The sequence below is a fragment of the Acidisoma sibiricum genome, from assembly GCF_057837225.1.
The window spans coordinates 2,438,397-2,461,117 of the sequence record NZ_CM174445.1 but is presented as its reverse complement, the minus strand read 5'-3'; the positions used below and the strand labels follow the sequence as shown (position 1 = coordinate 2,461,117).

Genomic DNA, 22,721 nt, shown 5'->3' with positions numbered 1-22,721 from the left:
GATCGTCCCGGGCGACAGGCGGCGCCTTTCCGGTGCCATGCGAGACGCGGGTTGGGACAATGGAATGTCATCAGGAGGACGCCATGACATTCACATCCTATAGCTCAAAAGCGACTGCCTCACGCGGCTTCGAGCGCCATTTCCCACGTCACGATGCCGCCCCTTACCTTGAGCAGATAGGCGGCAAGTGGGGCTTCGACGCCGACCGGGTCGCTACCACAGGCGAGATCGAAGCCATGGTAGCCGAGTTGGAAGAGGCCGACATGCCCACCGACCTATCCGCCCCCGAGCATCAGCTGGACGCCCCGGTCGAGGACGAACTCGTGCTGGTGCAGGAAGAGGTGCTTCCCGTGGTGCATCCGATTCCGCCCGCGCCCTGCGAGGCCGAAAAGGCGCTTGCCGTAACGGACATGAGCGGCGAAGACGTCGGGAAGGCGCTAGCCTCTCGCCACAAGTCCCAGGTGGAGGGTGCCGTCAAGCACTGCTGGGACTTCTTCACGGCAAACCCCGATCTCCGCCGCAAGGACGCCGTCGCGGGCGCCGTGGCCACAGGGGTCGCCTTCTATACCGCCCGCACCCAGTATCAGAAGTGGTTTGCTGCGCGCCGCGCGGAAGATTGAATATCAGGCACGTACAACCCTCCGTCGTGGCCTTCGACGAGTCAGCTGGACGCTCGCCACGCCGTCGCCATATCGTCACTCGCGGCCCTTGCAGCCCCATAGAAATCTGGAAACACTGACGCGCCTGTAAGACCATAGAGGCCGCAAAGATATAGAGCTTGGGGCGCCTGTGAGACGGGCAAGGTAACCTTCATCAGGGGAATCGGGAGGGGTGCATTTTCGTTGATGAAATAGCCGTCTACAGAAGCCTCACCCGTGAACGGCGCTCCTCTCCCACCATCTTGCCTTAGCAAGGTGAATAATCCGCCCTGTGCGGCGAGGTTAGCGCTGTTCCCGCCCGGAACGCTGACTGTGATCATCTTTCTCCAATGTGTGGCAGCGGTGAGATCGAGTGCCCACACCGCGAGACGTTCATCGTTCCGCTGGATGCCTTTTCGACTCAACGCCCCCGAAATCGCGAAATATGCGGCAACGTAGGATCGTCGTGACCAGTCGAGCAGCCGCGTGGGGAGACCGTGATGTTGGGCTAGTGCAAGCAACTCAAAAAATCGCGCGTCTGGCCAACGGTCAGTGTAGACAAATGCCTGCCCAGGCCCCGAGGGAGCGTTCTGATTGAGAAAAGCATCGCGAAATTCAGGGGTATCGTTGGGGAGCGAAAGACCAATTGAGTCGCAATGATCAACGAATCTTTTTAGATAAAACCACTCTTTGAACACCTGCATATCTGACGCCACAAAACCCCCGGCTTCCAAAACTCCCCGTTTGGTTTCCGGTGGGCGCAAGATGGATGGCGTGAGGCTCCATGACGCAACTGCCTGACCTCGGAAGATGACTTGATGCGCGGGCGCGAACAAAGAGCACCGAGGAGAAAGAATATCCCAAAACTCCTCGGCGGTGGCAGCCGCACGCTCCACGATAGTCCGCTCGCCCAATGCCTCCGGCATCCTCACCTCAATCGGATTGTATTTACTAGGATGGACACACGATGCAGGAGCGCCTCTTATGTCATTTCCTGACTATCTGGCAATGATGCAAGTCGGTGTCCGCTTTACCGGACGCTCAGCCCATTAAGGTGTAGCAGCATGATTCCGCTGGATGCCGAGCCTGACCCCGCCATGATGCGGGAAGCGCTTGCATTGATCGCAGGAGGCCTGGGTAAAGCCGAGGTCGAAGTTGCCGCCTCGATAACTGCCCCTCTTTTCTGGGTGCTTCGAAACGATGGCATCGACCGGATGAAAAACGGTTCTGTGTTCTTTCTTGACACTGGCGAGCGCATGTTCGGCGTCACGGCGTCTCACGTCGTCGAGGAGTGCCTCGCCGACACGAGATTGCCAACGTTCGTCCAATGTATGATAGGCAACTACAATGGAAGCAGCTTAGTTATTCACCTTGGCGACCGTATCATCGATGCGCACCATGACATCGACATAGCGACCCTTAGGTTTACCAGAGCCGAAGTCGCACAGATCGGACGAACGGTCCTAACCGGTTGTCAGAAAGTGTGGCCGCCCCCCTTGCCCCAGTTAGACCGGGGAGTCACTTACTGCGGGTTTCCGGGCAATGGGAGAGAGGTAGTGGCACCCAAAGTAATCAGCTTCGGATGCGTTACGGCAGGCGGCCTCGCAACTAGCGTGAACGACTTATCCATCTCCGTGCAGATTGAACGTGAGCACCTGACGGATGTGGTCGGCAAAGGCATGTTCCCGGAAAACTACGACTTCGGGGGCATCAGTGGGGGCCCGCTTATTACTATCGTCCAGACTTCCACCCTGCGATCGTGGATGCCAGGCGGTGTCATTATCCAAGGTCCCAATCCATCTCTTGATGCTTCGCAAGCTATACAAGGCTTTGAAGTCATCAAGGCGCGACCAATCAAATACATACGTTCGGACGGCATAATTGACAAAGAACTCTGGGAGCAAAACGACATTCGCTAACGGTGCTCGGGCAATCCGATGAGGCGAACCGGAGACCGTCCGGTTTCCGATCAAAATACACACCGTCCAGTTAGGATGCGCTGCCTCTTTAACCGGGACTAGGCAATGGCTAGCGCCCGGTTTACAATTGAATAATCAGCGATCAGAAAATCAGCGGCAACGCCAACAATAGCGGGCCCTCTGCAATCCTGAGGCATAGTTGATCTCGAATATTTATAAGATAGTATGAGCTTTGCGGAGCAGACTGGGATGTGGAGCGGTTGTGTTCCATCGAGTCTTGCCGTGTATGGGGGATCGCAATGTATCGTGGGTTCGATGTGCGTTTTTCGTTCGAAGACGATCTGACAACTCAAGCTTGGGCTGCAGCTGCCCATGAACAAAAGATTGATCATGATGGCTATGTACAGGGCGCGATTGCGCAATTTACTGACCGAAGGGGAACAGTTAATGCCACCGACCTAAAGGATCACTGGTTTCCCCAAATTAAAGCAGAAGTCTTCATCTCTCATTCCCACGCAGACGAATATACTGCCCTCCAGCTTTCCGGAGCCCTACAGAAGTATTTTGGGATCACATCGTTTATCGACTCATCAGTATGGGGCTATAGTGACGTTCTTCTAAAGCAAATCGACAATGCTTTTTGCCAAAATAAAGATTCATCTACCTATAGCTACGATCTTCGGAATCGTTCCACTGCCCATGTTCATATGATGCTGTCAATCGCGCTTTCGCAAATGATGGATAGAACGGAATGCGTGATATTTTTGAATACACCCCGCTCGATATCAACCGAGAAGGTTGTCGGTAAAGCTCCATCCGACTCCACTCCATCTCCGTGGATTTACGGCGAACTTGCAATGACGCGTCTGCTTCGTGAGAGGCCTCCTGAAAGGGGGCTCAAGCGCATGGTGAAAGGCGCACTAGAAGAGGCAATTAATTTCAATTACGATGTAGATTTGAGCAATTTGATATCGCTTAGTACAACAGATTGGCGGTCATGGGTTGCTAAAGGGAAAGGAAAAAGCGCTGGCTCGGCGCTAGATTGCCTATACGAGTTGAAGAATGTCAGTCTATAGAACAATGGAGGGGAAGATGGCAGATTTAGACCAAAAAATTTCTCATTTGGGATTCATTCAATCCGTCATTTCACGGATGAGCGGAAACTCGTTTTTAATGAAAGGCTGGGCCGTTACTCTGATTTCAGCAATCTTTGCATTGTCAGCAAAAGACTCAAACCGTCATTTTTTTTGGTTGCGTACCTCCCGTTGTTCGCATTTTGGATATTGGACGCCTATTTTCTTAAAGAAGAGCGCCTGTATCGAAAGTTATATAAGGAGGTCGCAAACGATTCTCCGGAGATACCTCCGTTTTCGCTAGACGCTTCAGGTTTTTCAAAGTCTGAAAATACGTTAAAGAAGACCATTTTATCTGAGACTTTGCTCGGATTTTACAGCCCGATTTTGGTAATTTTGTTGGTGCTATCGTGGATTTTCTTGTAACGCTAGCGGTTCACACCATTAGCAAGATATAGGATGCATTCGCCGAGCCGAAATTTCCCTTCGCTTCGGCGACCGAATTTACTTTGACGGATTAATATTCGGAACTCGCAACATATCCGACACTCAGTTTTAAAAACTATCGAATTTTGCTTTACCTCTACCAAACCGCTTGGTCGCCCTGCATCTGCGCGATGCCTGGCTTTGCACTTCAAGCAAAAGACTCAGAATAGCTGGTAAGCGCTAAGGTGACACCTGCGCCGATACCATCGACGCCCCCTTGGATTGCTCACGGCATGTTCGCTAGCCTTTGCCGCTCGTTGAGCTGCCCTCTATCAGAAACATCGACAACGAATGCGCCTGCAACCAATTCAACAATAACGGCAATTCAACTCACCGCCTCTTTTGCGGGAGCACTAGATAGGCAAAACCCGATTACTGTGGCGGTGTCAGGTGGGGTTCCACCCTACAATTACAGCCTGGCGATTGAAAATCCGGGCCCTGACAAGAACGCCATCTCGGTTGTTCCAGATACCAGCTCGGCCAAGACATCCTACAAAATCAGCACGACGCAACCGCTGACTGCCGGCTCGTTCGACTTTGTTGTGACCGACGGCAAAAGCACGCCTGGGGCCCTTCATATAGTGACAGACGGAAAATAGGCGCCTCAGCATCAGCCTCTCAGGCGGTGCTCGCTGGCCGTTACTCGCCCGTCGGCGCCGGCTTGATCGACAGGCTAAACCCGAGCGCCTTGGTTACGGCGGTGAGCGTGGATAGCGTCGGATTGCCCTCCGGCGAGAACGCGCGATACAGCGTCTCCCGTGTCAGGCCCGTCTCCTTTGCGATCGCGGTCATATTGCGGGCGCGGGCGACGGTGCCAAGCGCAGACGCGATCTCGGCGGGATCGCCCCCCGCGAACGCCTCTTCGAGATAGGCGGTGACAACCTCGTCATTGTCGAGATATTCGGCCGCGTCGAAAGGCTTCGTCTCAAGCGCCATCTAGATCTCCTTGGCCATCTCTATGGCCGTCCTGATGTCCCTGGCCTGGCTGGATTTGTCGCCGCCGCACAGCAGAATGACCAGAACATCCCCGCGCTTGGCGAAGTAAACCCGATAGCCCGGCCCGACATTCACCCGCATCTCACCAATGCCGTCGAAGAACTTGGCGTCGCCGAAATTGCCTGCCTGCATGCGCTCAATGCGCGTGACGATCCTGGCCTTTCCGACATTGTCCCGCAGGGCCTTCAACCACTCGGAGAAAGCCGCAGTACGGCGGACTTCGATCATGTGTCAGTTATATCGGACGGCTCCAATTATGTCAATTATATCTGACGAACGGGGCATGTCAGGCGGCGATCTATTCGTCCCCTGCCCAGCGATCCTCGCCCCCTATCCCATTGACCTTGCCACTATGGGAAGGTTTAGGACGGCGGCCTGGTTCCAGTGACTGAGGCAATGGTGATGATGCGCGTATCGGATTTTCTGACTCTGTCCTTGCTCGCCGTCGGGGCTGCGGCACCACCGGCTTTGGCCCAATCCAGCGGCAGCGCGATGGCCACGATGCCCGGGATGGCCGCACCGGACAAAAGCCCTGCCGATCAGGCTATGGCCGCCGGCATGGCGGCGATGAACCACGGCATGGCGACTGCGCGCATGAACGGCGATGCCGACCAGGATTTCGTCGCCATGATGATCCCGCATCACCAGGGCGCTGTTGCCATGGCGGAGGTGGAGCTGCGCTACGGGTACGACCCGTTCCTGCGCAAGCTCGCGCGAAGCATCATCGCGGCGCAGGATGAGGAGATTGCGGCCATGCAGGACTGGCAAAAAAGCCACCCCGTCCCCTGATCGGGACGGGGCGCGCGGCCAGGATCAGATCAGGATCAGGCCTGCTGGGTCGGCCTCGCGCAGACGCGGTTCCAGAGCACGTCAAACGACCCGTCGCCATTTTCCAGCACAGTGGACTGCCGCTGCCCGAAGATGGAGATGAAGCGCTCGCCGCCCATGCCATCGCCATAGGCGGCGGTGCCCGGCAGGGTGCCGCAGAAGGAGACGATGCGGCCAGTGCTGACGCTGACGAAACTATCGGCGAATTGCGCGAAATTCGGATCGGTGAGCGCCATGCGAACCGATTTGACGCCATCGCTCCAGACGGAGCGCTGCAAAGGGTCGGTCAGGCTCGGCGCCGGCGCGGTGACAGCTACCGGCGCAGCCGCCAGAAACGGCACTGCGAGGCTGCTGGTCACACCCTGCACTTGTGCCGCATAGGCCGCGGACAACATCAAAGGAACTGCGACAAAGGCCAGCAAAAACCGGCGGCCCCGCCGTTTACGGCCGCCACCCGTTGCTACGGCCGGGGCTTCCGCCTTCAGGACCGGGTTCTCCAAACCGCATTCAGGGCACATCCTGACGCTGGCTTTGACCTCGGTCTCACACCACACACAATTGGCAATGGCAGCAGAAAGCATGGAGGCCACCCTGTTGCATGTTGAACGGAAAGTCATTTATGCAGCCAGGACGCCGGAGCACAATCACGATTTAGTGATTGCAGCCATAACGCGCAACGCAAGCCCTATTTGGGTCTATGTTTCACCTTTATTAATACAATTCCCGGTGAATTTATCGCCGTGCCGCCCTCTCGGTGGCACGCCGGGTCGGGCGCCTAATGCGCCTCAGCCCAGCTCGAACCGATTCCGGTTTCGACCACCAGCGGCACCCGCAGCACGGCCGCCTGCTGCATGACATCACGCACGATAGCCGCGGTCGCTTCGGCCTCCGCCGCCGGTGCCTCGAACATCAATTCGTCATGCACCTGCAGCAGCATCCGCGCCGACAGGCCGGCGTCGCGCAGCGCGGCCGGCAGGCGCACCATGGCCCGCTTGATGATATCCGCGCCGCCGCCTTGCAGCGGCGCATTGATGGCCTGACGCTCGGCATAGGCGCGGCGGGCGCCGTTCTTGTCGGCGATGCCGGGAATCCAGCAGCGCCGGCCGAAGGGCGTCAGCACGAAGCCGTTCGCCCGCGCCTCCTGCTTGGTCTGTTCCATGTAATCGCGGATGCCGGGATAGCGCTCGAAATAGGCGTCGATGTAGCGCTTGGCCTGGCCCGGCTCGATCTGCAGCTGACGCGCGAGACCAAAGGCGCTGATGCCGTAGATGATGCCGAAATTGATCGCCTTGGCGCGGCGGCGCGTGAGGCTGTCCATCCCCGCCATCGGCACGCCGAAGACCTCGGACGCGGTGCGGGCGTGAATATCCTCACCATTGCGAAAACTCTCGCGCAGCACGGGCAGATCGGCGACATGGGCGAGCAGCCGCAGCTCGATCTGCGAATAATCGGCGCTGACCAGCAGATGCCCGGGCTCGGCCACGAAGGCGCGGCGGATGCGCCCGCCTTCCTCGGTGCGGATGGGAATGTTCTGCAGATTGGGCTCGGTCGATGACAGCCGCCCCGTCGTCGTCGCGGCCATGGCGAAGCGCGTATGCACCCGCCTGGTCAGCGGATTGATCTCCTCGACGAGCGCATCGGTATAGGTCGATTTCAGCTTGGCGAGCTGGCGCCACTGCAGCAGCCGCTCAGGCAATTCGTGCCCCTGCTCGGCCAGATCCTGCAGCACCGAAGCATCCGTCCCCCAGGCGCCGGTCTTGCTGCGCTTGCCGCCCGGCAGACCCATTTCGTCGAACAGGATTTCGCCCAGCTGCTTGGGACTGCCAAGGTTGAAGTTGCGTCCGGCCAGCCGATGAATTTCCAGCTCCTGCGCCGCCATCCGCTCGGAGAAATCAGCCGAGAGCCGGCGCAGCTCGGCCGCATCGACCGAGACCCCCGCCTGTTCCATGGCTAGCAGCACGGGCACCAGCCGCCGCTCCATCAGCTCATACATCGCGAGCGACTTCGTCTCCCGCAGGCCGGGGCGCAGCTTATGCCAAAGCCGGAGCGTGAGATCGGCATCCTCGGCCGCATAGGCGGTGGCGCGTTCCAGCGGTACGGCGGCGAAGGTGACGCGGCCGCGGCCGGTGCCGGTCGCGGCCTCCAGCCCCATCGGCGTATGGCCGAGATGAAGTTCCGAGAGTTCGGCGACCGAGTGGCCGTGGCGCCCGGCATCCTGGGCGTAGGAGATAAGCATCGTGTCATCGAGCGGCGCAGTGCCGGCTGGAATGCCCGCACGCTCCAGCACCGCCAGATCGAATTTGGCATTGTGGAAGATCTTGAGCACGCCGGGATCGGCCAGAACCGGAGCAAGCGCCGCGATCGCCTCCTCCGGGTCCAGCTGGGCGCCGGCAAGCAGATCCTGTCCGAAGGGCATATAGACGGCGCGGCCGGGCGCGCTGGCCAGCGCGATGCCGACCAGCGCGGCCTGGATGGCGTCCACGCCATCGGTCTCAACCCCGATGGCGATCATGCCGCCAAGCGTCGCTTCCGCCAGGAAGGCGACCAGAGCCTCGCGGGTACTGACGGTCTGATAGGGGCCGAAGGCGGCCTGCCCCTCGTTCTCCGCCCGCGCTGCCTGCGGCTCAGGATGCGGCGCCGGGGCGCCGAAGGGCGCGCTGCGATCAGCGGGCTCTGCCGGCCGCGGCCGGGCGGCCGTCTTGCCGGCGTCTACCCCGAGCCGGGTCGCGATGGACCGGAAGCCCTGTTCGGCGAGGAACGGCTGCAGCTTGTCTGCCGCCCAATCCCGGGCGACCAGCGCTTCGACCGGCTGCGGCAAAGGCACGCTGTCGCACAGCTCGACCAGCTTGCGGGAGATCCGTGCGGCTTCGGCATGTTCCACCAAGGCGTCACGCCGCTTGGAGGGTTTCATATCGGCCTGCGCGGCCGCCAGAATGGCGTCCAGCGAGCCGTATTCCGCCATCAGCGCCGCCGCCGTCTTGGGGCCGATGCCGGGCACGCCGGGCACGTTATCGACCGAATCGCCAATCAGCGCCTGGACATCGATGACGCGATCCGGCGTGACGCCGAATTTCTCCATCACTTCGGCCGCACCAATGGGCTTCTGTTTCATCGGGTCCAGCATCTCAATGCCGTCGCCAATGAGCTGCATGAGGTCCTTGTCGGAGGAGACGATGGTGCAGCGGCCGCCGAGGCGCCGCACTTCGGCCGCGTAGGAGGCGATGAGGTCATCGGCCTCCCAGTCATCCAGCTCGATGCCCGGCACGCCGAAAGCCGCGGTCGCCTCACGCACCAGGGCGAATTGCGGGATCAGGTCATCGGGCGCCGGCGGACGGTGCGCCTTGTAGTCGGGATAGAGCCGGTTGCGGAAAGTCAGCCGCCCGGCATCGAAGATGACGGCGAAATGCGTGCCGACATGGTCCTTCAGCAGCCGCGCCAGCATATTGGTGAAGCCATAGACGGCATTGACCTGCGTGCCGTCCGGCCGGTTCATCGGCGGAATGGCGTGGTAGGCGCGGAAGATGAAGCCCGATCCGTCAATCAGGATCAGGTGCAGCGGGGCGGCGGCATCGTCGCTCATGGTATGTTTATCCTGGGCCCGGGCTCAATGCCCTTCGGCCACGGCGTCACCGCTGAGGATGAAGACGCGGGAGCAATAGGGGCAGACCGCCTTTTCGGCGCCGCCCAGCATCTGCGGCAGGCGCAGATAGACTTTCGGATGGCCGAGCTGGCCGCCGGTGCCCTCGCAGCTCACCACATGGGTATTCACCGGCTCAACCTCGACCGGCTTCAACATCGTCTGGCTCATCTCTTTTCCCCTTGGGCGGTGAACGGGCCGATGATAGCCATGCTGGGTGCGTCGAACCATCCCCCCTGCCCTGGCACTCGCCGTGGCTCTCGGTCTCGCGGCCTGCACGCCGCCGCGCGCGGCGCCCGTATCGCCGCCCCAGCCCCCGGTGGTGACCGACGGCGTCTTCACCATGGCGGACGGCGCCCGCCTGCCCTATCGGCAATGGCTGCCCGCGGGCGACCCGGCCGTGGTGGTGCTGGCCTTGCACGGCATCGATGACAGCCGCGACGCCTGGGAGATGCCGGCGCCCCTGCTGGCCGCCCAGGGGATTGCCGTCATCGCGCCCGATGAGCGCGGCTTTGGCGCCACACCCGGCCGCGGCTACTGGCCGGGTACGGCGCAGATGGTGGCGGATGCACGCGCCATGGCGCGCGACGTGCGGCAGCGCTACCCGAACGCAAAACTCTATCTGATGGGCGAGAGCATGGGCGGCGCGGTGCTGCTGGCGCTGGCCGCCAGCCCTGACCCGCCGCCGGTCGCGGGCTATGTTTTCAGCGCCCCGGCCGTCTGGGGCCGCAGCCAGATGAATATTCTGTACCGCTCGGTGCTGTTTCTGGCCAATCGCACGGTGCCCGATGTGCGCCTGACCGGCCGTGGTGCGGGCGTTAAGCCCACGGATAATGACGCGGCCTGGGAACGCCTGTCACGCGATCCGCTGACGGTGACCGAAACCCGCGTCTCGACCGTCAAGGGCCTGGTCGATCTGATGGATCAGGCATTGGCGGGGGCTGGGCATCTCCGCGCGCCGGCGCTGTTCCTCTATGGCGGGCATGACGAACTGGTGCCGAAACCCGCCATGGCGGCGGCCTGGCGCGCCGCCGCGGCGAGCGGCGATACACAGCTGACCTTCGCCTTCTACCCCGCCGGCTATCACCTGCTGGAACGGGACCATGAGGGGGCCATGGTCACGGCCGATATTGCCCATTGGCTGCTGAACCCCCATGGCCCTCTGCCGTCGGGGGCCGAAGCGCGGGCGCGGGACTGGATCGGGCACCAGCCCGGCGCCTGACCGCTGTGCTGCCTGCCCCCTTTTCACGGCCGCCCGATCCGGCTAATGGAGTGGCACGCGCCGTATGGCACGGACCCGTAGCTCAGCTGGATAGAGCGTTGCCCTCCGAAGGCAAAGGTCACGCGTTCGAATCGCGTCGGGTCCGCCAATGAAATCATAGTCTTAGCTGAAAATTCCAATAGGCGCCGAAGACGCCGGGTAACGCCGGGGTAACAGCTTGGCGTAAATCGGGCTGGCGGTTGCCCGGCACAGCCGGGAGCAGAATTTCGTGCCGCACTGACTGGATCGCCTGCTGTGCGGCCGGGCTCGATCGGGTGGAGAGCGCCTATAATAAAGCCTAGCATCGAAACCGCAGGCGGCAGTTGGCTCAGCTCTGGGCCGACCTTCCGATGACGGGTGCGACGCCGGCGGCGGCCCTTAGGGATTTGCCAAGGCGACCGGAGGTAAACAAAATTCACGATGTTGCCATCGCAGAAAATAGCCGCGACCCTGTTATGATCGCTGATCCAACTTGACCTTCAAGGCAGAGAGAGCCAACTCTACCCCCATGTCAATATTCGCGTTACTCTGTGATCTACCGAACGAAGGCATCGAGCCAAGTTTGGCTGCTGCGTTCCCTGACCGTTGGTACAAAATTGCCTCGGGACAGTATTTTATATCGACAGGGCGCCTCACCGCGAAGCAAGTTTCAATTAAATTGGGCTTGCCGGACGGAAAATTAGGACGAGCGGTCGTTCTCTCTGTATCAAATTATAGCGGATGGCATTCGAAGGACATGTGGACCTGGTTGAACGTCCAATCGAAGGAATCTGACGACGCTGACGCTCAGGCGCCGGAGTAGCCTTGATGGCTGGTGGCCGGTCATCAGACGATAACGTACCGTCCCCGGACCCTAACGTTGGGGCTTCCGGGAACGTCCATGAACTATTCCGGACTATGGACGGTCGGCATATCATCGAAAGAACGGCGGAGCTTGGGGTCAGGGTCGAGCGGCTGATCTCGGATGTGAAAGACCAGGGTGACAAGCTCGAGCAGATCAGACATCAGCTTTCTCTTTTGGCAACGCTTCCTGATCTCGTAAAAGATCAAAGTGGTAAGCTTGAACTAATCAGGCAGCAGACGTCACCATTGTCGACGCTACCTGAGCTGGTATCGAAACAGGGCGAACAGCTCAGTAAAGTCAGTCACCGTGTGGCATGGCTTATGGGAATTGGCGCAGGGCTGGGCGCAGTACTTCTCGGCGCTCAAGTTTTAATATTGGTAGCTCAACACATCTCATTTCATTGATCATGCCGCCGGCTAAGCGGTGTCAGACAGCCGGTCTGCCTGATGAGCGGGCTCGGCTATTGATCCACTCGTCTATCTCAGATGCCTTCCACCGGACGGTCTGCGTTGCAGTGCAGCAGCCCGGGCCCAACACGGCGCAGACCACTTTGTGTCGGCTAGACCAGAACTGACCCAGCCGGCTTTCCGCCCCGAATTTTTGGAAACCTCTCAGATGTTTGGTCAGTTTCTGAGAGGCGGAAAGCCTGGATAGATTGCCCTTGTATCCACACGTTCCATGCTTTAGCGGAGAGCAGCGCGGTGGTCTCCCCATGCGTCCACCTGCATGCGGCCGAGCATTGCGACGCCCTAGGCCTAGCTGCCCTTCGGCGGTCCAAAGATGAGGCCCCTCACGAAGTCGCTGAAGCCTTGCGGGTCAAAGTCTCCGTCAAGGTCATCGAGCACCGACTGAGCGTCCCATCCCTCGGTCGGCCCGCGCTGGCGCCCCCCCCTTGGGGCCTGCCTCTGGATCGAGGAGCGTGCCAGTGCATCGGGGCTCGGATGCCTTTCACCGTGGCCTGAGCGTATCTCCGCCTCGCGCCTTGCGGCTCACTTCTACGCCCCCTCATGTTTTCAGACGGGTATCAGGTTCAGGCAAAGGCCATCAAACCCCATCAGACCCACACTTTTGCCCTCCGAAGGCAAAGGTCACGCGTTCGAATCGCGTCGGGTCCGCCAGCGTTTTAAAGCACATAAGGCGATCCGCGGCGCATACCCGCGAAGGACGGAGTTCCACTGGGGTTCCAGCGTCTTCACCGGCGTGCCGCGGATCACCCCGTCAATGCCCATCGGCTTCATGAGCCTGGCTGTTATGGTGCGGACAAACACGGCACCTTTTCGATGCAACTGTCGCCAGACCTTGTTTATGCTAGAGACTCGCAAAGTCTCTTCAGCAGAACGCGGCAGATCGTCTCGACCCCTTGCGCATCCTGGTAATCGTCGATGAAGGCGTATCGCAATATCCGGTCTTGCTCGTCGCGGGCGGCGGGGCGGGCCACGAGCCGATGCACATAGGCGATGTCGGCCACGGTATGCTGGATGCGGCCTGCGCCGGCCGCATCTTGACCTCGCCCACGCCGGACCAGATTCTGGCCGCGGCCGCGATGGTGGATAATCGCGCGGGCGTTCCCGGCATCGTCAAACATGACCCCGGCGACATCATGAATTTGGAAATGGCGGCGGAAATACGCCGGCCTTCCGGTGTTTCGGGCCCACGATCCCGTCTATTGACCCAACAACCTGACCGACAAATGGAAGGGCCGTGTCATGCGCAGTTTCTACAATCAGCGGGACGACATCGTCTCGGACGCGCTGGATGGGCTGGTCGCCGCCAGCGGCGGCAGTCTGCTGCGATTTGATCCGGCGTCGCGCGCGCGGGTGGTACTGCGCGGTGACTGGGACAAATCCAAGGTCGCTATCCTCTCCGGCGGCGGATCAGGCCATGAGCCAGCCCATGCGGGACTGGTCGGCCGGTCGCTGCTGACGGCGGCGGTCTGCGGCGATGTCTTCGCGTCGCCGAGCGTCGATGCGGTGCTGGCGGCAATCATCGCCGTGACCGGCCCGGCAGGATGCCTTCTGGTCGTCAAGAACTATACCGGGGATCGGCTCAACTTCGGCCTGGCCGCAGAAAAGGCGAAGGGGCTCGGTTTGAGGGTCGAGATGGCGATCGTTGCCGACGACATCGCAATCCCGGACGCAACCCAGCCGCGGGGCGTGGCCGGCACCGTCTTCATCCACAAGCTTGCCGGGCACCTCTCCGAAAGCGGCGGCAGCCTGGATGAGATCGTCGCCGCCGTGAAAGCGGCCTTGCCCGGCCTCCTCACCATCGGCGCCGCCCGCGACACCTGCACCCTGCCGGGGCGCGAGAAATCGGATCGGATCGGCCGCGACGAGGTGGAGATCGGCCTTGGCATCCATGGGGAACCGGGCGTCGAGCTGGCCCGCTTCACGACCTCGGCGGCGCTCATCGAAACCCTGGCCGCCCGGCTCCGCCGCGTGATCAAGCCCAAGGCGCGCTACGCGCTGCTTTTCAACAATCTCGGCGGATTGCCCGGCATCGAATGCGGCGTGCTGCTGCATGACGTGATGCGCTCCGACCTGGCCAGCCAGATCGCCTATATCGCCGGCCCTGCCAGTGTCATGACGGCGCTCGACATGCCGGGGTTTTCCCTCTCTCTGGCCGAATTGACCCCCGCCTTGGAGGACGCGCTTCTGGCATCGACCGGCTGCCCCGCCCTGCCCCCCTTCCGCGCCGTGCAAGCTGCCACGCCGGTGGCGCCCCCCGCGATCGCCCGCACGCAGAACCAGCCGCCCTCGTCCGATCCCGCCGTAGAACGCGTGATCGACATCCTCGTGCACACCTGCATCGACGCCGAGGACGAGATCAATGCGCTTGATGCGCAGGTCGGCGACGGCGATACCGGCACCACCTTCGCCGCCGCGGCACGCGCTGTGCGCCAGTCCTCCGCCCAGCTGCCCTTCGCCGATGGGACCGCGCTGCTGGCAGCGCTCAGCGATATCAAGCGCGAGGCCATGGGCGGATCGAGCGGCGTGCTGTTCGCGACCTTTCTCGCCCGCGCCGCGGACACCTATCGGGTCACGCCGGACTGGATCGCAGCGCTGATCGAGGGACTGGCGGCCGTACAAAGCTATGGCGGGGCGCAGCCGGGCGATCGCACGCTGGTGGATGCCTTGAAGCCCGCCCTGGACAGTCTCGGCGCCGGCGAAGGCATCGCCCGCGCCGCTGATAAGGCCCGCGCAGGGGCCGACGCAACCGCGGCCATGACGCGCGCCCGTGCTGGCCGCTCCGCCTATCTCGAAACGCGCTCCCTGATCGGCGTCACCGATCCCGGCGCGGAGCTGGTCGCGCGCATGGTCGAGGCCCTGGCCAGGGAAAGCCGGCCGCCGCACGGTCTATGAATGCGGCGGCCGCCGGGTAAGGACATTGTCTGACCTGGCGCGCCCGATATGAGGGACGTCGAGAGTGGGCGCGCGGTCCAGCAGCGTCGCGGGCCAGACAAGTCAGCATCTCCTCCTGCCGCGAATTGACGAGGGGGACGGGGCGCCCCGATGTGCGGGCCAGGATGGCCGCAAAAACTTCAGGCGAACACTGGAACTTCAAGCCGAAGGCACCACCCACGGCGGGCACCGCCGCACTCGCGCGTCTGCATCCAGTCCAGCGCCCATCTGGCCACTACCACTGATCTGACAAAGCCGCACGCGCATCCGCTTGCGCTATCAACACTATTTTCTGAGCGATCTGCTCGGGTGAAAGGACAAAATCTATGCATCCGGTCGCTATCGCGCTCTCCGGCATATCCGGCTGCTTTGCTGTGTCGAGCTTCTGCGCGATGGTGATACCGCCCGCCTCCTGTATGCTGCACATGGCCGCAGCGCCATCGCCGTCGTAGCCGGAGACAATGACGGCGATGAGCTTTCCGTCCCAATGCTGGGCCAGGGACTTCAGAAACACCGTGATGACATCCGGCCATCCCCTCGGCTTTGAAATCGGTTCCAGATGGAATTCTCCATCGAGAACGTGCAAATCGCGCCGCGCCGGAATAATGAACACATGATCAGGTTTGAGAACCAATCCTTCCGTGATCAGTTCAACCGGCATTTGAGTATACCGCGGCATAATTTCATGAAGCTGGGTCGCGACAAATCTCAGGTGGTTCACGATGACGATCGCAACGCCCATATCGCTCGGCAAGTGTCGTAGTAATCGGGTGTAGGCATCGAGGCCGCCCGCCGACCCACCGACGCAGACGACAGGGAAGCTCTTTTCGCGGCGGCGCGTGGTCATGACCCATCCCTTCGGCAGACGTCCAGCAGGCGAATATAAGCTCGGAACCACCTGGCGCGGGTGACGACGTAGGACTGCTGCCGCCGAAGCTCCGCACCCTGATGTGGTCTGTCACCGACCGAGCCGCTCAGCATTGGCAACGACGGTGCGCCCCATGGGCGCCAATCTCTGGCCTTCTATTGCCCCACCCCACCCTACTGCCCCGACGAATTCGCCGGCTTTTCGCCCTGGGTGAGGATACCGTTTTTGCCCGTTGCGTTGACGCCGGTTTGGCTCGCATGCTCGGAATGGCCGCCGGGGAAGATGCCCAAAACGAGAGCGCCGATGCCCAGCGCACCGACCACGCCGCAAAGGAGGAAGACGCCGCGCAGCCCGTTCAAGGCCAATTTGGACATCGACGTGCTGATACCCATCATGATGGAAGCCACCAGCCCGCCCACGCCGATGATCAGCAGGGCGATCGCTAGCCAGCTCAAGGCGTCGTAAAACATGATGGCTCCTGGCCGTTCGTTCTCCTGAAAAGATGGGGATGGTTGCTGGGACGGCAATATCGTCTTGCTTCCCGGGGGAGGCGGTGGCGCTGCGCTACCAGACGCTAGGAGACCTTGGCCGACGCGCCGGCCAAGGTCTCCCAGCGGCACCCGTCATACGGGCGGCCTTCGTCGGCTTTCAGACGCAGCTGTTCAGCGAAGCCGCCCGCTAGAGTTGTCCGCGCACGCTGGACGCCTGCACCTGCGGCGACCGATCGGACGACACATTGAGGCAGCAACTCACACCGCGCCCACCTCACGCCGATGCGTCCTTGGCGGCGCGGGTGGCAGGACATCGTCCGCGGGGGCAGTGCCGCCGCCGATGGTGGCCGCGACCGCATCGTCGATCGTCTCCAGCCACACGAAGCGCAGCCGGTCACGCGCCGTTTGCGGAATATCGTCCAGGTCGCGCCGGTTACGCGCCGGCAGCAGCACGGTGTCGATGCCGGCGCGGGCCGCCGCGATGACCTTTTCGCGAATGCCGCCCACAGGCAGCACCAGGCCGCGCAGGCTGATTTCTCCGGTCATGGCCGTCGTCGGCGGCACGATGCGGCCGGTCATCAGCGAGGCGAGGGCCGTGAACATGGCAACACCCGCCGAGGGTCCGTCCTTGGGCGTGGCACCGGCCGGTACATGCACATGCACGTCGCTATTGGTGAAGAGTGCCTCATCAATCCCCATCGAGGCCGCACGGTTCTTGAGCAGGCTCATCGCCGCCTGGACGCTTTCCTTCATGACGTCGCCCAGTTGGCCGGTCAGGATGAGCTTGCCGGTGCCCAGCACGCGGCTTGCCTCGATGAACAGGATGTCGCCGCCGACCGGCGTCCAGGCAAGGCCCGTGGCGACACCCGGCATCGCGGTATGTTGCGCGACATCCGCATCGAAGCGCGGCGCGCCAAGGATGGTGATGATTTCATCCGCGCTGATGACCAGATGCGGCACCGCCCCTTCGCCCGCGTCGGGCGGTAGCGTGATGGTTGTGCCCTCAGCGACACGGACGGCGACGCTGCGGAAGACGGCGCCGATTTCACGCTCCAGATTGCGCACGCCGGCTTCGCGGGTATAGCCGTCAATCAGCAGGTTGAGCCCCGCATCGTCCAGCACGACCGAGCCTGCCGGCAGGCCGTTGCGATGCAGCTGGCGCGGAATGAGATGGCCACGGGCGATCGCGACCTTCTCCTCGGCCGTATAGCCCGAGAGGCGCACCACCTCCATGCGGTCGCGCAGGGGCCCTGGGATGGTATCCAGCACATTGGCGGTGGCGATGAAGAGCACGCGGCTGAGGTCGAAGGGCACGCCGAGATAGGCGTCGCGGAAGGTCGCATTCTGCTCGGGGTCCAGCACTTCCAGCAGGGCCGAGGCCGGATCGCCCTGGAAGCCGCCCGCGCCAAGCTTGTCGATTTCATCGAGCATGACGACGCCGTTGCGCGCGCCCACACGCCGTAGCGCCTGGATGATATTGCCCGGCATGGCACCAACATAGGTGCGGCGATGGCCGCGGATTTCGGCCTCGTCATGCACGCCGCCCAGGCTGACGCGAACGAATTTCTGGCCGATCGCGCGCGCGATGGACTGGCCCAGAGAGGTCTTGCCGACGCCGGGGGGACCGACGAAGCACAGGATCGGGCCGTGGCCATCGGGGTTGAGCTTGCGGACGGCGAGATATTCCAAAATGCGCCGCTTGATCTTCTCGAGGTCATAGTGATCCTCGTTGAGGATATCGCGGGCGAGACCGATGTCGATCGGTGCCTCGGGCGCCACCCGCCACGGCAATTCCGTCATCCATTCCAGGTAGGTGCGCACCATCCCGGCCTCCGCCGCGCCTTCCGGCATCCGTTCCAGGCGCCGCAGTTCCCGCCGCGTCTGGGCCGCGATCTCCTCCGGCATGCCGCTGTCGTCGAGGGCGCGGGCGAGGTCGCCCAAGTCCGGCGCGGTATCGTCCGTCTCGCCCAGCTCCTTCTGAATGGCCTTCAGCTGCTCCCGGAGCAGGAACTCCCGGTTGCGGCCCTCCATCGCCTGACGGGTCTGCTGCCCGATGTCATGCGACAGCTTGAGCACCTCGTAGCGGTAGGTCAGCCGGGCGATGGCGAGGTCAAGGCGCGGCAGCAGATCGACGGCCTCCAGCACCTCCTGCTTTTCCGCGGGCGGGATGTCGATGAGGCTGATGACGAAATCCGCCAGCGCGCCGGCGCCGTCGATCGCACCGATGGTCGCCGCCAGTTCCTGCGGCGCACGGTCGTTGAGGGCGAGAATCGCCAGGCTGCGCTCGCGCAGCTGATGCACCCGCGCGTCGATTTCCGTGCCATGGCCGACCGGCTCGATGATGCGGTCGACGGCCACGCTTTGGTGCGGCGCGCCTTCGACCAGGGCCGTGATGCGGACACGCCCGATACCCTGCACGATGGCATTATGCGAGCCGTCGCGCCCGGTGAAATAGCGCAGCAGCCGCGCCTCGGTGCCGACCGCGTGCAGGTCCGCCATACCGGGACTCTCGGCGAAAGGCTCCCGCTGCAACACCAGGACGACATGCTGTTCGGTGCGTGCGGCATCCTGCAAGGATGCCGCGACGGCGGGCCGGCTGATCGCGAGCGGCATCACCGTGCCGGGCAGCAGGACGGCATCGGTCATCGGCACGAGGATCAGCGCTTCAGATCCCGTGGTCTCAATCTCGATCGGCTGCGTGGGGACGTCCATCAGACAAGCCTCTTCAAGGTCAGGATGAGGCAGCCATCCGTGTGCTCCTGGCCGACAAACGCGTATTCGCCTGGCGGCAGCGGCAGGCGGCGTTCAAACCGCCCATGCGGCAGCTCTATGCGATGGACACGGGCGCGCTGCTGCGGCATGGGCCAGCGGCGCAGGCCTCTGACGGTCAATTCGCTGTCGCCGATGACGATCTGCATCTCGTCCGCCCGCACGCCGGGAAGGGCGATGATGACCAGCAGGCCGGCCGCCGTCTCAACCACGTCAACCGGCGGCTCCCAGCCGCTTTCGGTCAGACGGAAGACCTCCCGCGGCTGACGTTCGCCGCGGGCGACGACGGTCAAGGTTTCGGACCACATGATATCCAAGCCGGAGCGCGGCATGCAGCGTCCTTTCCTGCCATTACGGGGCCGAGCCCCCGCCCCTCAGATCGCGGCGGGGCTATGAGGCATCGGTCCTGCTGCAGGGATGGAACCCCCGGTGCGAGGATACCAGGATCGGAAACTACTCATGTCCTGTCAGGACGAGCGGGCGGCCAGGAGGTCCCGATCGTTGCGCCCCACGGTCTGTCGGGCAACGGGCTTTGCCGCAGTGCAAAAGATCAGTTGATGCCTCCGCGCCAAGCGTGTCTGGTGGCGGCAGGCAATGTCGAGTGCACGATGAGCGATCAGATCCCCGGACTGCCCTTGGTCAAGGTTCTTGAAGTCAAGGTTATGGAGCCGGAAAAGCAGCTGCTGATGCTGGTGGAAGCCGCGTCCGGGCAGAATTTATGGCTCATGCTGCCGACCAGCGCGGCGCCCTTCCTGGCGCGCGCCGCAGGGCTGGAATTCGCCGCCGAGCGGGAGGAGCAGCTGCGCAATCATGCGCTCACGGCCTTCAATGCCTCCTGGGTCGAGTTTCTGTCCATCCCCGAGGAGCCTGGCGCGCTGGCGATGTCGGTGACCTTCGGCGCCGGTGCGATAATGACCTTTCGTCTGCCGAGCCCGATGCCACAGACCATGCTGGAGACACTGCAAGTCGCCGTGCTGCCGAAACCGGCGCCGTTTTCATCAGATGATGATGATGACGAACCCCATGGCACCGGCGGCGCCGTGCCGCCCTATAAGCAATAGGCTGGGACCGTCAGGCCGCGCCGGCCAGGGCGCGGCGCCGCCTGTTGGGCTTTGATCGGTCATGTCTCTATCGCCTGCGCAAAACGCGGGTGATGGTTTTTTTCATGATCTGGGCGGCCTGAAACGTGCGTGAGCTTGTGCTGACCACATAGCGCGGCTTGAGCACGCCGCCGAAACCCGTGATGAGCAGGCGGTTGCTGTTGGTGTCGACCCCGTCCATGTCGAACACGCGGCCTTGCGCGGCCGCCGCCTGCACGGCCGTCCAGATCAGCAGACTGGTCGCGCCATTGCCGGACGTCGGCGCATGGGTGGACATGAGGTAGTATTCGGCCTCGTCATCCCAGGCGGTAAAGATCGCGGCCTGAACCGCACCCGCCGCATCGACGGCCATGATCGCACGGCCACGCCCGCGGTCGATGCAGGCTTGCATGACCTTGCTGCAGAGAGCGAGGTCGTAATTGCTCGACAGGCCACGGCGGCGCAAATTGTCGCGGTAGACATCGAAGAAGACCGTCGCGTCGGCGGTCGTCTCCACGCTCAGGCTTTCTTCGGCGCGGCGGATCACGTTGCGCGTCTTGTCCCGCATCCGGCGCCACAGCGCATCTCGGCTGTCCGGCGCGATTTCCGATGTGAAGCGCACGCCCAGATCGAATCCGGCGGCCGCGAAGGGCAGCGTGTTCGTGACCTTGCGGTGCATGGCGAACCAGATGTGAGACGCCTTCGGAAGTTGTTCGATCAACTCTCCACAGAGCGAGAACTCCCGCAGCGCGCGGCTGACATCGCCGCCGGGCAGATCCGGCGTGATGGACGGGCCCAGAACATGGGTCATCGCCGGCATGACCAGCGCCGTCTGGCGGCCGGGCGTCCGTCGCCGCTGATACGGCAGGCGCGCCGCGACGGCGCCATTCACGGTGACGGAGGCTTCCTCATAGCCGCCGTCACTGGCCGCATCCAGCCACCACGGCTCATGAAAGATCGTCGCGCTGGGAAGACCTGTGTCCGGCCGCTGCACGACATCCAAATATTCAGCCGCAGCCTTACGGCCTATTTCTGGACGCAATACTGGCCCACGCGCCATCAGTGCTTGCGACACATCCTACTCCTGGCTCAGCAAACACCTGAACTGGCTATCATGCTGTGCGGCATCTAGCCTGATTTGGCGCTTGATGGCTATGCCGCCAGAGTTGGTACACCCAAGGGCTTGGGCACCTCAGTTCGGATGAGTGTGCGCGCCCGGCTACCGCTTTCGGCAGCGTCCAAACCTTGCCGGCAGCCAAGACTCAAACCTTTGCCTGCTATTGCAGAGCCTGGCGAATGCCGCGAAGCCGCGACAGAAAGGCATGCACATCCGTCCCCAGCAACAGAGGCAGAAGCCCGTCCACACTCTCATCGGGCAAGTCCCACCAGGCCAGGCGCTGAAGCTCCGCGATGATCTCGGGGTCAAAGCGATAGCGGATGATCCGGCCCGGGTTTCCGACGACCACGGCATAGGCCGGAACATCGCTGGTCACGATGGTTTTGGCGCCCAGAATGGCGCCGTCGCCGATGGTCACGCCGGACCCGATGAAGGCGTCGGCTGCGATCCACACGTCATTGCCGATGACGACGTCGCCTTTGCTGGCATGGTCTTCCACATCAGCAGGGACATGTTCCCAGTATTTCCGAAGACCCTTGAAAGGATAGGTGGTCATCGTATCGGCGCGGTGATTATCGAGCGCGATGCTGACCCCGCCAGCGATCGAGCAGTATTTGCCGATTTGGAGCTTCGCCAGTCCTTCGTTTGCGACGGTCGGAGTGCCATAGGTGTGGTCCCCGATCGACCAGCCGTATTTCCTGATCTGATCCGCAAACGCTTCCTTGGTGTGATTGAAGCGCTGGGTGCTTTTAAGTTCCTTCATCGCAAAGGATGCCGTGTCGGCATCGGTGCCATGGCCGGTCAGGAGAAGCTTGCCGTCGACCCGTGCAGACTCGGCAAACTCAATGACCCGGTCATGACGGTCAGTGAGCAGTCTGAGGCATCCGTCCTTAATCTCCCACCGGAGCGGATCGTGGCCGTCATCACCCGCGATGGTGCCGTCCTTGCGGAAGCTGAGACGCCGATCGATTGTCTGGCCGGTCAGATCCTGCAGAAGCCAAAGCCTGTCCACGACAAGATCGGTGGTCAGCCGAAGCCTGGGCAAAGCCGCCTGCCTATCCATTTGTCTCATACGTCCCACGCTCGACCAGACCGAAACACAGCACCAATCAGACTAGGTTTGAGCGGTCGAGGCAATGGTGAAGCGACAGCGCCCGGCCAGCCTGCCGCATCGTTTTTGAGCCCGGACCTGCCATGTATCCGCTCAAGGTGCGTGCGGCCGAACTGCGTCCAGGCCATGGCGCCCCCGCCGCGGCGCGTTCCCGTGCCGTCACGGTCGCAACCCACAGGGTCTCGCCGGGATGGATACGGCTGCAA

At 62.3% G+C, this 22,721-nt stretch carries 22 protein-coding genes and 1 tRNA gene; 10 read left to right on the top strand and 13 right to left on the bottom strand.

Annotation, left to right across the window (positions count from 1 at the left end):
• Positions 1-83: 83 nt before the first annotated feature.
• Positions 84-620: a hypothetical protein gene (locus AC3G7M_RS11670; RefSeq protein WP_489212124.1), complete on the top strand. Its 537-nt coding sequence runs from the start codon at positions 84-86 to the stop codon at positions 618-620.
• Positions 621-661: 41 nt separating this feature from the next.
• Here AC3G7M_RS11670 and AC3G7M_RS11665 read toward each other — a convergent pair whose 3' ends face one another.
• Positions 662-1,552, bottom strand: a complete 891-nt coding sequence (locus tag AC3G7M_RS11665) for an FRG domain-containing protein (protein ID WP_489212123.1) — start codon at positions 1,550-1,552, stop codon at positions 662-664.
• A gap of 150 nt (positions 1,553-1,702) precedes the next feature.
• Here AC3G7M_RS11665 and AC3G7M_RS11660 point away from each other — a divergent pair, with 150 nt between their 5' ends.
• Together AC3G7M_RS11660 and AC3G7M_RS11655 are read left to right on the top strand one after the other, a co-directional pair.
• Positions 1,703-2,557 (top strand): hypothetical protein, encoded by an 855-nt coding sequence (locus AC3G7M_RS11660; RefSeq protein WP_489212121.1) that lies wholly within the window; start codon positions 1,703-1,705, stop codon positions 2,555-2,557.
• Positions 2,558-2,856: 299 nt separating this feature from the next.
• On the top strand, positions 2,857-3,633 hold the full coding sequence (locus tag AC3G7M_RS11655) for a toll/interleukin-1 receptor domain-containing protein (protein ID WP_489212119.1): 777 nt from the start codon (positions 2,857-2,859) through the stop codon (positions 3,631-3,633).
• A 1,122-nt stretch (positions 3,634-4,755) separates the two neighbouring features.
• On the opposite strand, the gene AC3G7M_RS11650 is transcribed toward AC3G7M_RS11655, so the two are convergent.
• Positions 4,756-5,052: an addiction module antidote protein gene (locus AC3G7M_RS11650; protein ID WP_489212117.1), complete on the bottom strand. Its 297-nt coding sequence runs from the start codon at positions 5,050-5,052 to the stop codon at positions 4,756-4,758.
• The gene (locus tag AC3G7M_RS11645; RefSeq protein ID WP_489212115.1) at positions 5,053-5,340 is read right to left on the bottom strand and encodes a type II toxin-antitoxin system RelE/ParE family toxin; all 288 of its coding nucleotides are present in this window, start codon (positions 5,338-5,340) and stop codon (positions 5,053-5,055) included.
• A gap of 174 nt (positions 5,341-5,514) precedes the next feature.
• Between AC3G7M_RS11645 and copM the strand changes: the two genes are divergently transcribed.
• Positions 5,515-5,901: a CopM family metallochaperone gene (gene copM / locus AC3G7M_RS11640; RefSeq protein WP_489212113.1), complete on the top strand. Its 387-nt coding sequence runs from the start codon at positions 5,515-5,517 to the stop codon at positions 5,899-5,901.
• Positions 5,902-5,936: 35 nt separating this feature from the next.
• On the opposite strand, the gene AC3G7M_RS11635 is transcribed toward copM, so the two are convergent.
• The 3 genes from AC3G7M_RS11635 to AC3G7M_RS11625 all read right to left on the bottom strand — a co-directional run bounded on the left by AC3G7M_RS11635 (position 5,937) and on the right by AC3G7M_RS11625 (position 9,748).
• Entirely contained in the window at positions 5,937-6,299 is a 363-nt protein-coding gene (locus AC3G7M_RS11635; RefSeq protein ID WP_489212111.1) for a hypothetical protein, read from the bottom strand.
• A 416-nt stretch (positions 6,300-6,715) separates the two neighbouring features.
• Entirely contained in the window at positions 6,716-9,520 is a 2,805-nt protein-coding gene (polA, locus tag AC3G7M_RS11630; RefSeq protein ID WP_489212109.1) for a DNA polymerase I, read from the bottom strand.
• Between the two features lie 24 nt (positions 9,521-9,544).
• Positions 9,545-9,748 carry a zinc-finger domain-containing protein gene (locus AC3G7M_RS11625; RefSeq protein ID WP_489212107.1) on the bottom strand — a complete coding sequence of 68 codons (204 nt, stop codon included), beginning with the start codon at positions 9,746-9,748 and terminating at the stop codon, positions 9,545-9,547.
• Between the two features lie 46 nt (positions 9,749-9,794).
• Here AC3G7M_RS11625 and AC3G7M_RS11620 point away from each other — a divergent pair, with 46 nt between their 5' ends.
• The 5 genes from AC3G7M_RS11620 (at position 9,795) to AC3G7M_RS11600 (ending at position 15,041) form a co-directional block, all read left to right on the top strand.
• Positions 9,795-10,799 carry an alpha/beta fold hydrolase gene (locus AC3G7M_RS11620; protein WP_489212105.1) on the top strand — a complete coding sequence of 335 codons (1,005 nt, stop codon included), beginning with the start codon at positions 9,795-9,797 and terminating at the stop codon, positions 10,797-10,799.
• A 71-nt stretch (positions 10,800-10,870) separates the two neighbouring features.
• Positions 10,871-10,947, top strand: a tRNA-Arg gene (locus AC3G7M_RS11615).
• Positions 10,948-11,735: 788 nt separating this feature from the next.
• Positions 11,736-12,086: a hypothetical protein gene (locus tag AC3G7M_RS11610; protein ID WP_489212103.1), complete on the top strand. Its 351-nt coding sequence runs from the start codon at positions 11,736-11,738 to the stop codon at positions 12,084-12,086.
• A 956-nt stretch (positions 12,087-13,042) separates the two neighbouring features.
• Complete coding sequence (locus tag AC3G7M_RS11605; RefSeq protein ID WP_489212101.1) at positions 13,043-13,480, top strand: dihydroxyacetone kinase subunit DhaK; 438 nt, start codon at positions 13,043-13,045, stop codon at positions 13,478-13,480.
• Complete coding sequence (locus AC3G7M_RS11600) at positions 13,389-15,041, top strand: dihydroxyacetone kinase subunit DhaK (protein WP_489212099.1); 1,653 nt, start codon at positions 13,389-13,391, stop codon at positions 15,039-15,041. The genes AC3G7M_RS11605 and AC3G7M_RS11600 overlap by 92 nt, the downstream gene beginning before the upstream one ends.
• Here the strand turns inward: AC3G7M_RS11600 and AC3G7M_RS11595 are convergent.
• The 5 genes from AC3G7M_RS11595 to AC3G7M_RS11575 all read right to left on the bottom strand — a co-directional run bounded on the left by AC3G7M_RS11595 (position 14,962) and on the right by AC3G7M_RS11575 (position 19,540).
• Positions 14,962-15,261 carry a molybdopterin cofactor-binding domain-containing protein gene (locus tag AC3G7M_RS11595; RefSeq protein WP_489212097.1) on the bottom strand — a complete coding sequence of 100 codons (300 nt, stop codon included), beginning with the start codon at positions 15,259-15,261 and terminating at the stop codon, positions 14,962-14,964. The two genes, AC3G7M_RS11600 and AC3G7M_RS11595, sit on opposite strands and share 80 nt — an antisense overlap.
• 54 nt (positions 15,262-15,315) lie before the next feature.
• Positions 15,316-15,927, bottom strand: a complete 612-nt coding sequence (locus tag AC3G7M_RS11590) for a chemotaxis protein CheB (protein WP_489212095.1) — start codon at positions 15,925-15,927, stop codon at positions 15,316-15,318.
• A 194-nt stretch (positions 15,928-16,121) separates the two neighbouring features.
• Positions 16,122-16,418 carry a hypothetical protein gene (locus tag AC3G7M_RS11585; RefSeq protein WP_489212093.1) on the bottom strand — a complete coding sequence of 99 codons (297 nt, stop codon included), beginning with the start codon at positions 16,416-16,418 and terminating at the stop codon, positions 16,122-16,124.
• A gap of 279 nt (positions 16,419-16,697) precedes the next feature.
• Positions 16,698-19,151 carry an endopeptidase La gene (lon, locus tag AC3G7M_RS11580; protein WP_489212091.1) on the bottom strand — a complete coding sequence of 818 codons (2,454 nt, stop codon included), beginning with the start codon at positions 19,149-19,151 and terminating at the stop codon, positions 16,698-16,700.
• Positions 19,151-19,540 carry an Hsp20/alpha crystallin family protein gene (locus AC3G7M_RS11575; protein ID WP_489212089.1) on the bottom strand — a complete coding sequence of 130 codons (390 nt, stop codon included), beginning with the start codon at positions 19,538-19,540 and terminating at the stop codon, positions 19,151-19,153. The genes lon and AC3G7M_RS11575 overlap by 1 nt, the downstream gene beginning before the upstream one ends.
• 276 nt (positions 19,541-19,816) lie before the next feature.
• Between AC3G7M_RS11575 and AC3G7M_RS11570 the strand changes: the two genes are divergently transcribed.
• Positions 19,817-20,269: a hypothetical protein gene (locus tag AC3G7M_RS11570; protein WP_489212087.1), complete on the top strand. Its 453-nt coding sequence runs from the start codon at positions 19,817-19,819 to the stop codon at positions 20,267-20,269.
• A gap of 67 nt (positions 20,270-20,336) precedes the next feature.
• Here AC3G7M_RS11570 and AC3G7M_RS11565 read toward each other — a convergent pair whose 3' ends face one another.
• On the bottom strand, positions 20,337-21,362 hold the full coding sequence (locus tag AC3G7M_RS11565; protein WP_489212085.1) for a GNAT family N-acetyltransferase: 1,026 nt from the start codon (positions 21,360-21,362) through the stop codon (positions 20,337-20,339).
• 202 nt (positions 21,363-21,564) lie between these two features.
• Complete coding sequence (locus tag AC3G7M_RS11560) at positions 21,565-22,467, bottom strand: CatB-related O-acetyltransferase (protein ID WP_489212083.1); 903 nt, start codon at positions 22,465-22,467, stop codon at positions 21,565-21,567.
• Positions 22,468-22,721: the final 254 nt, after the last annotated feature.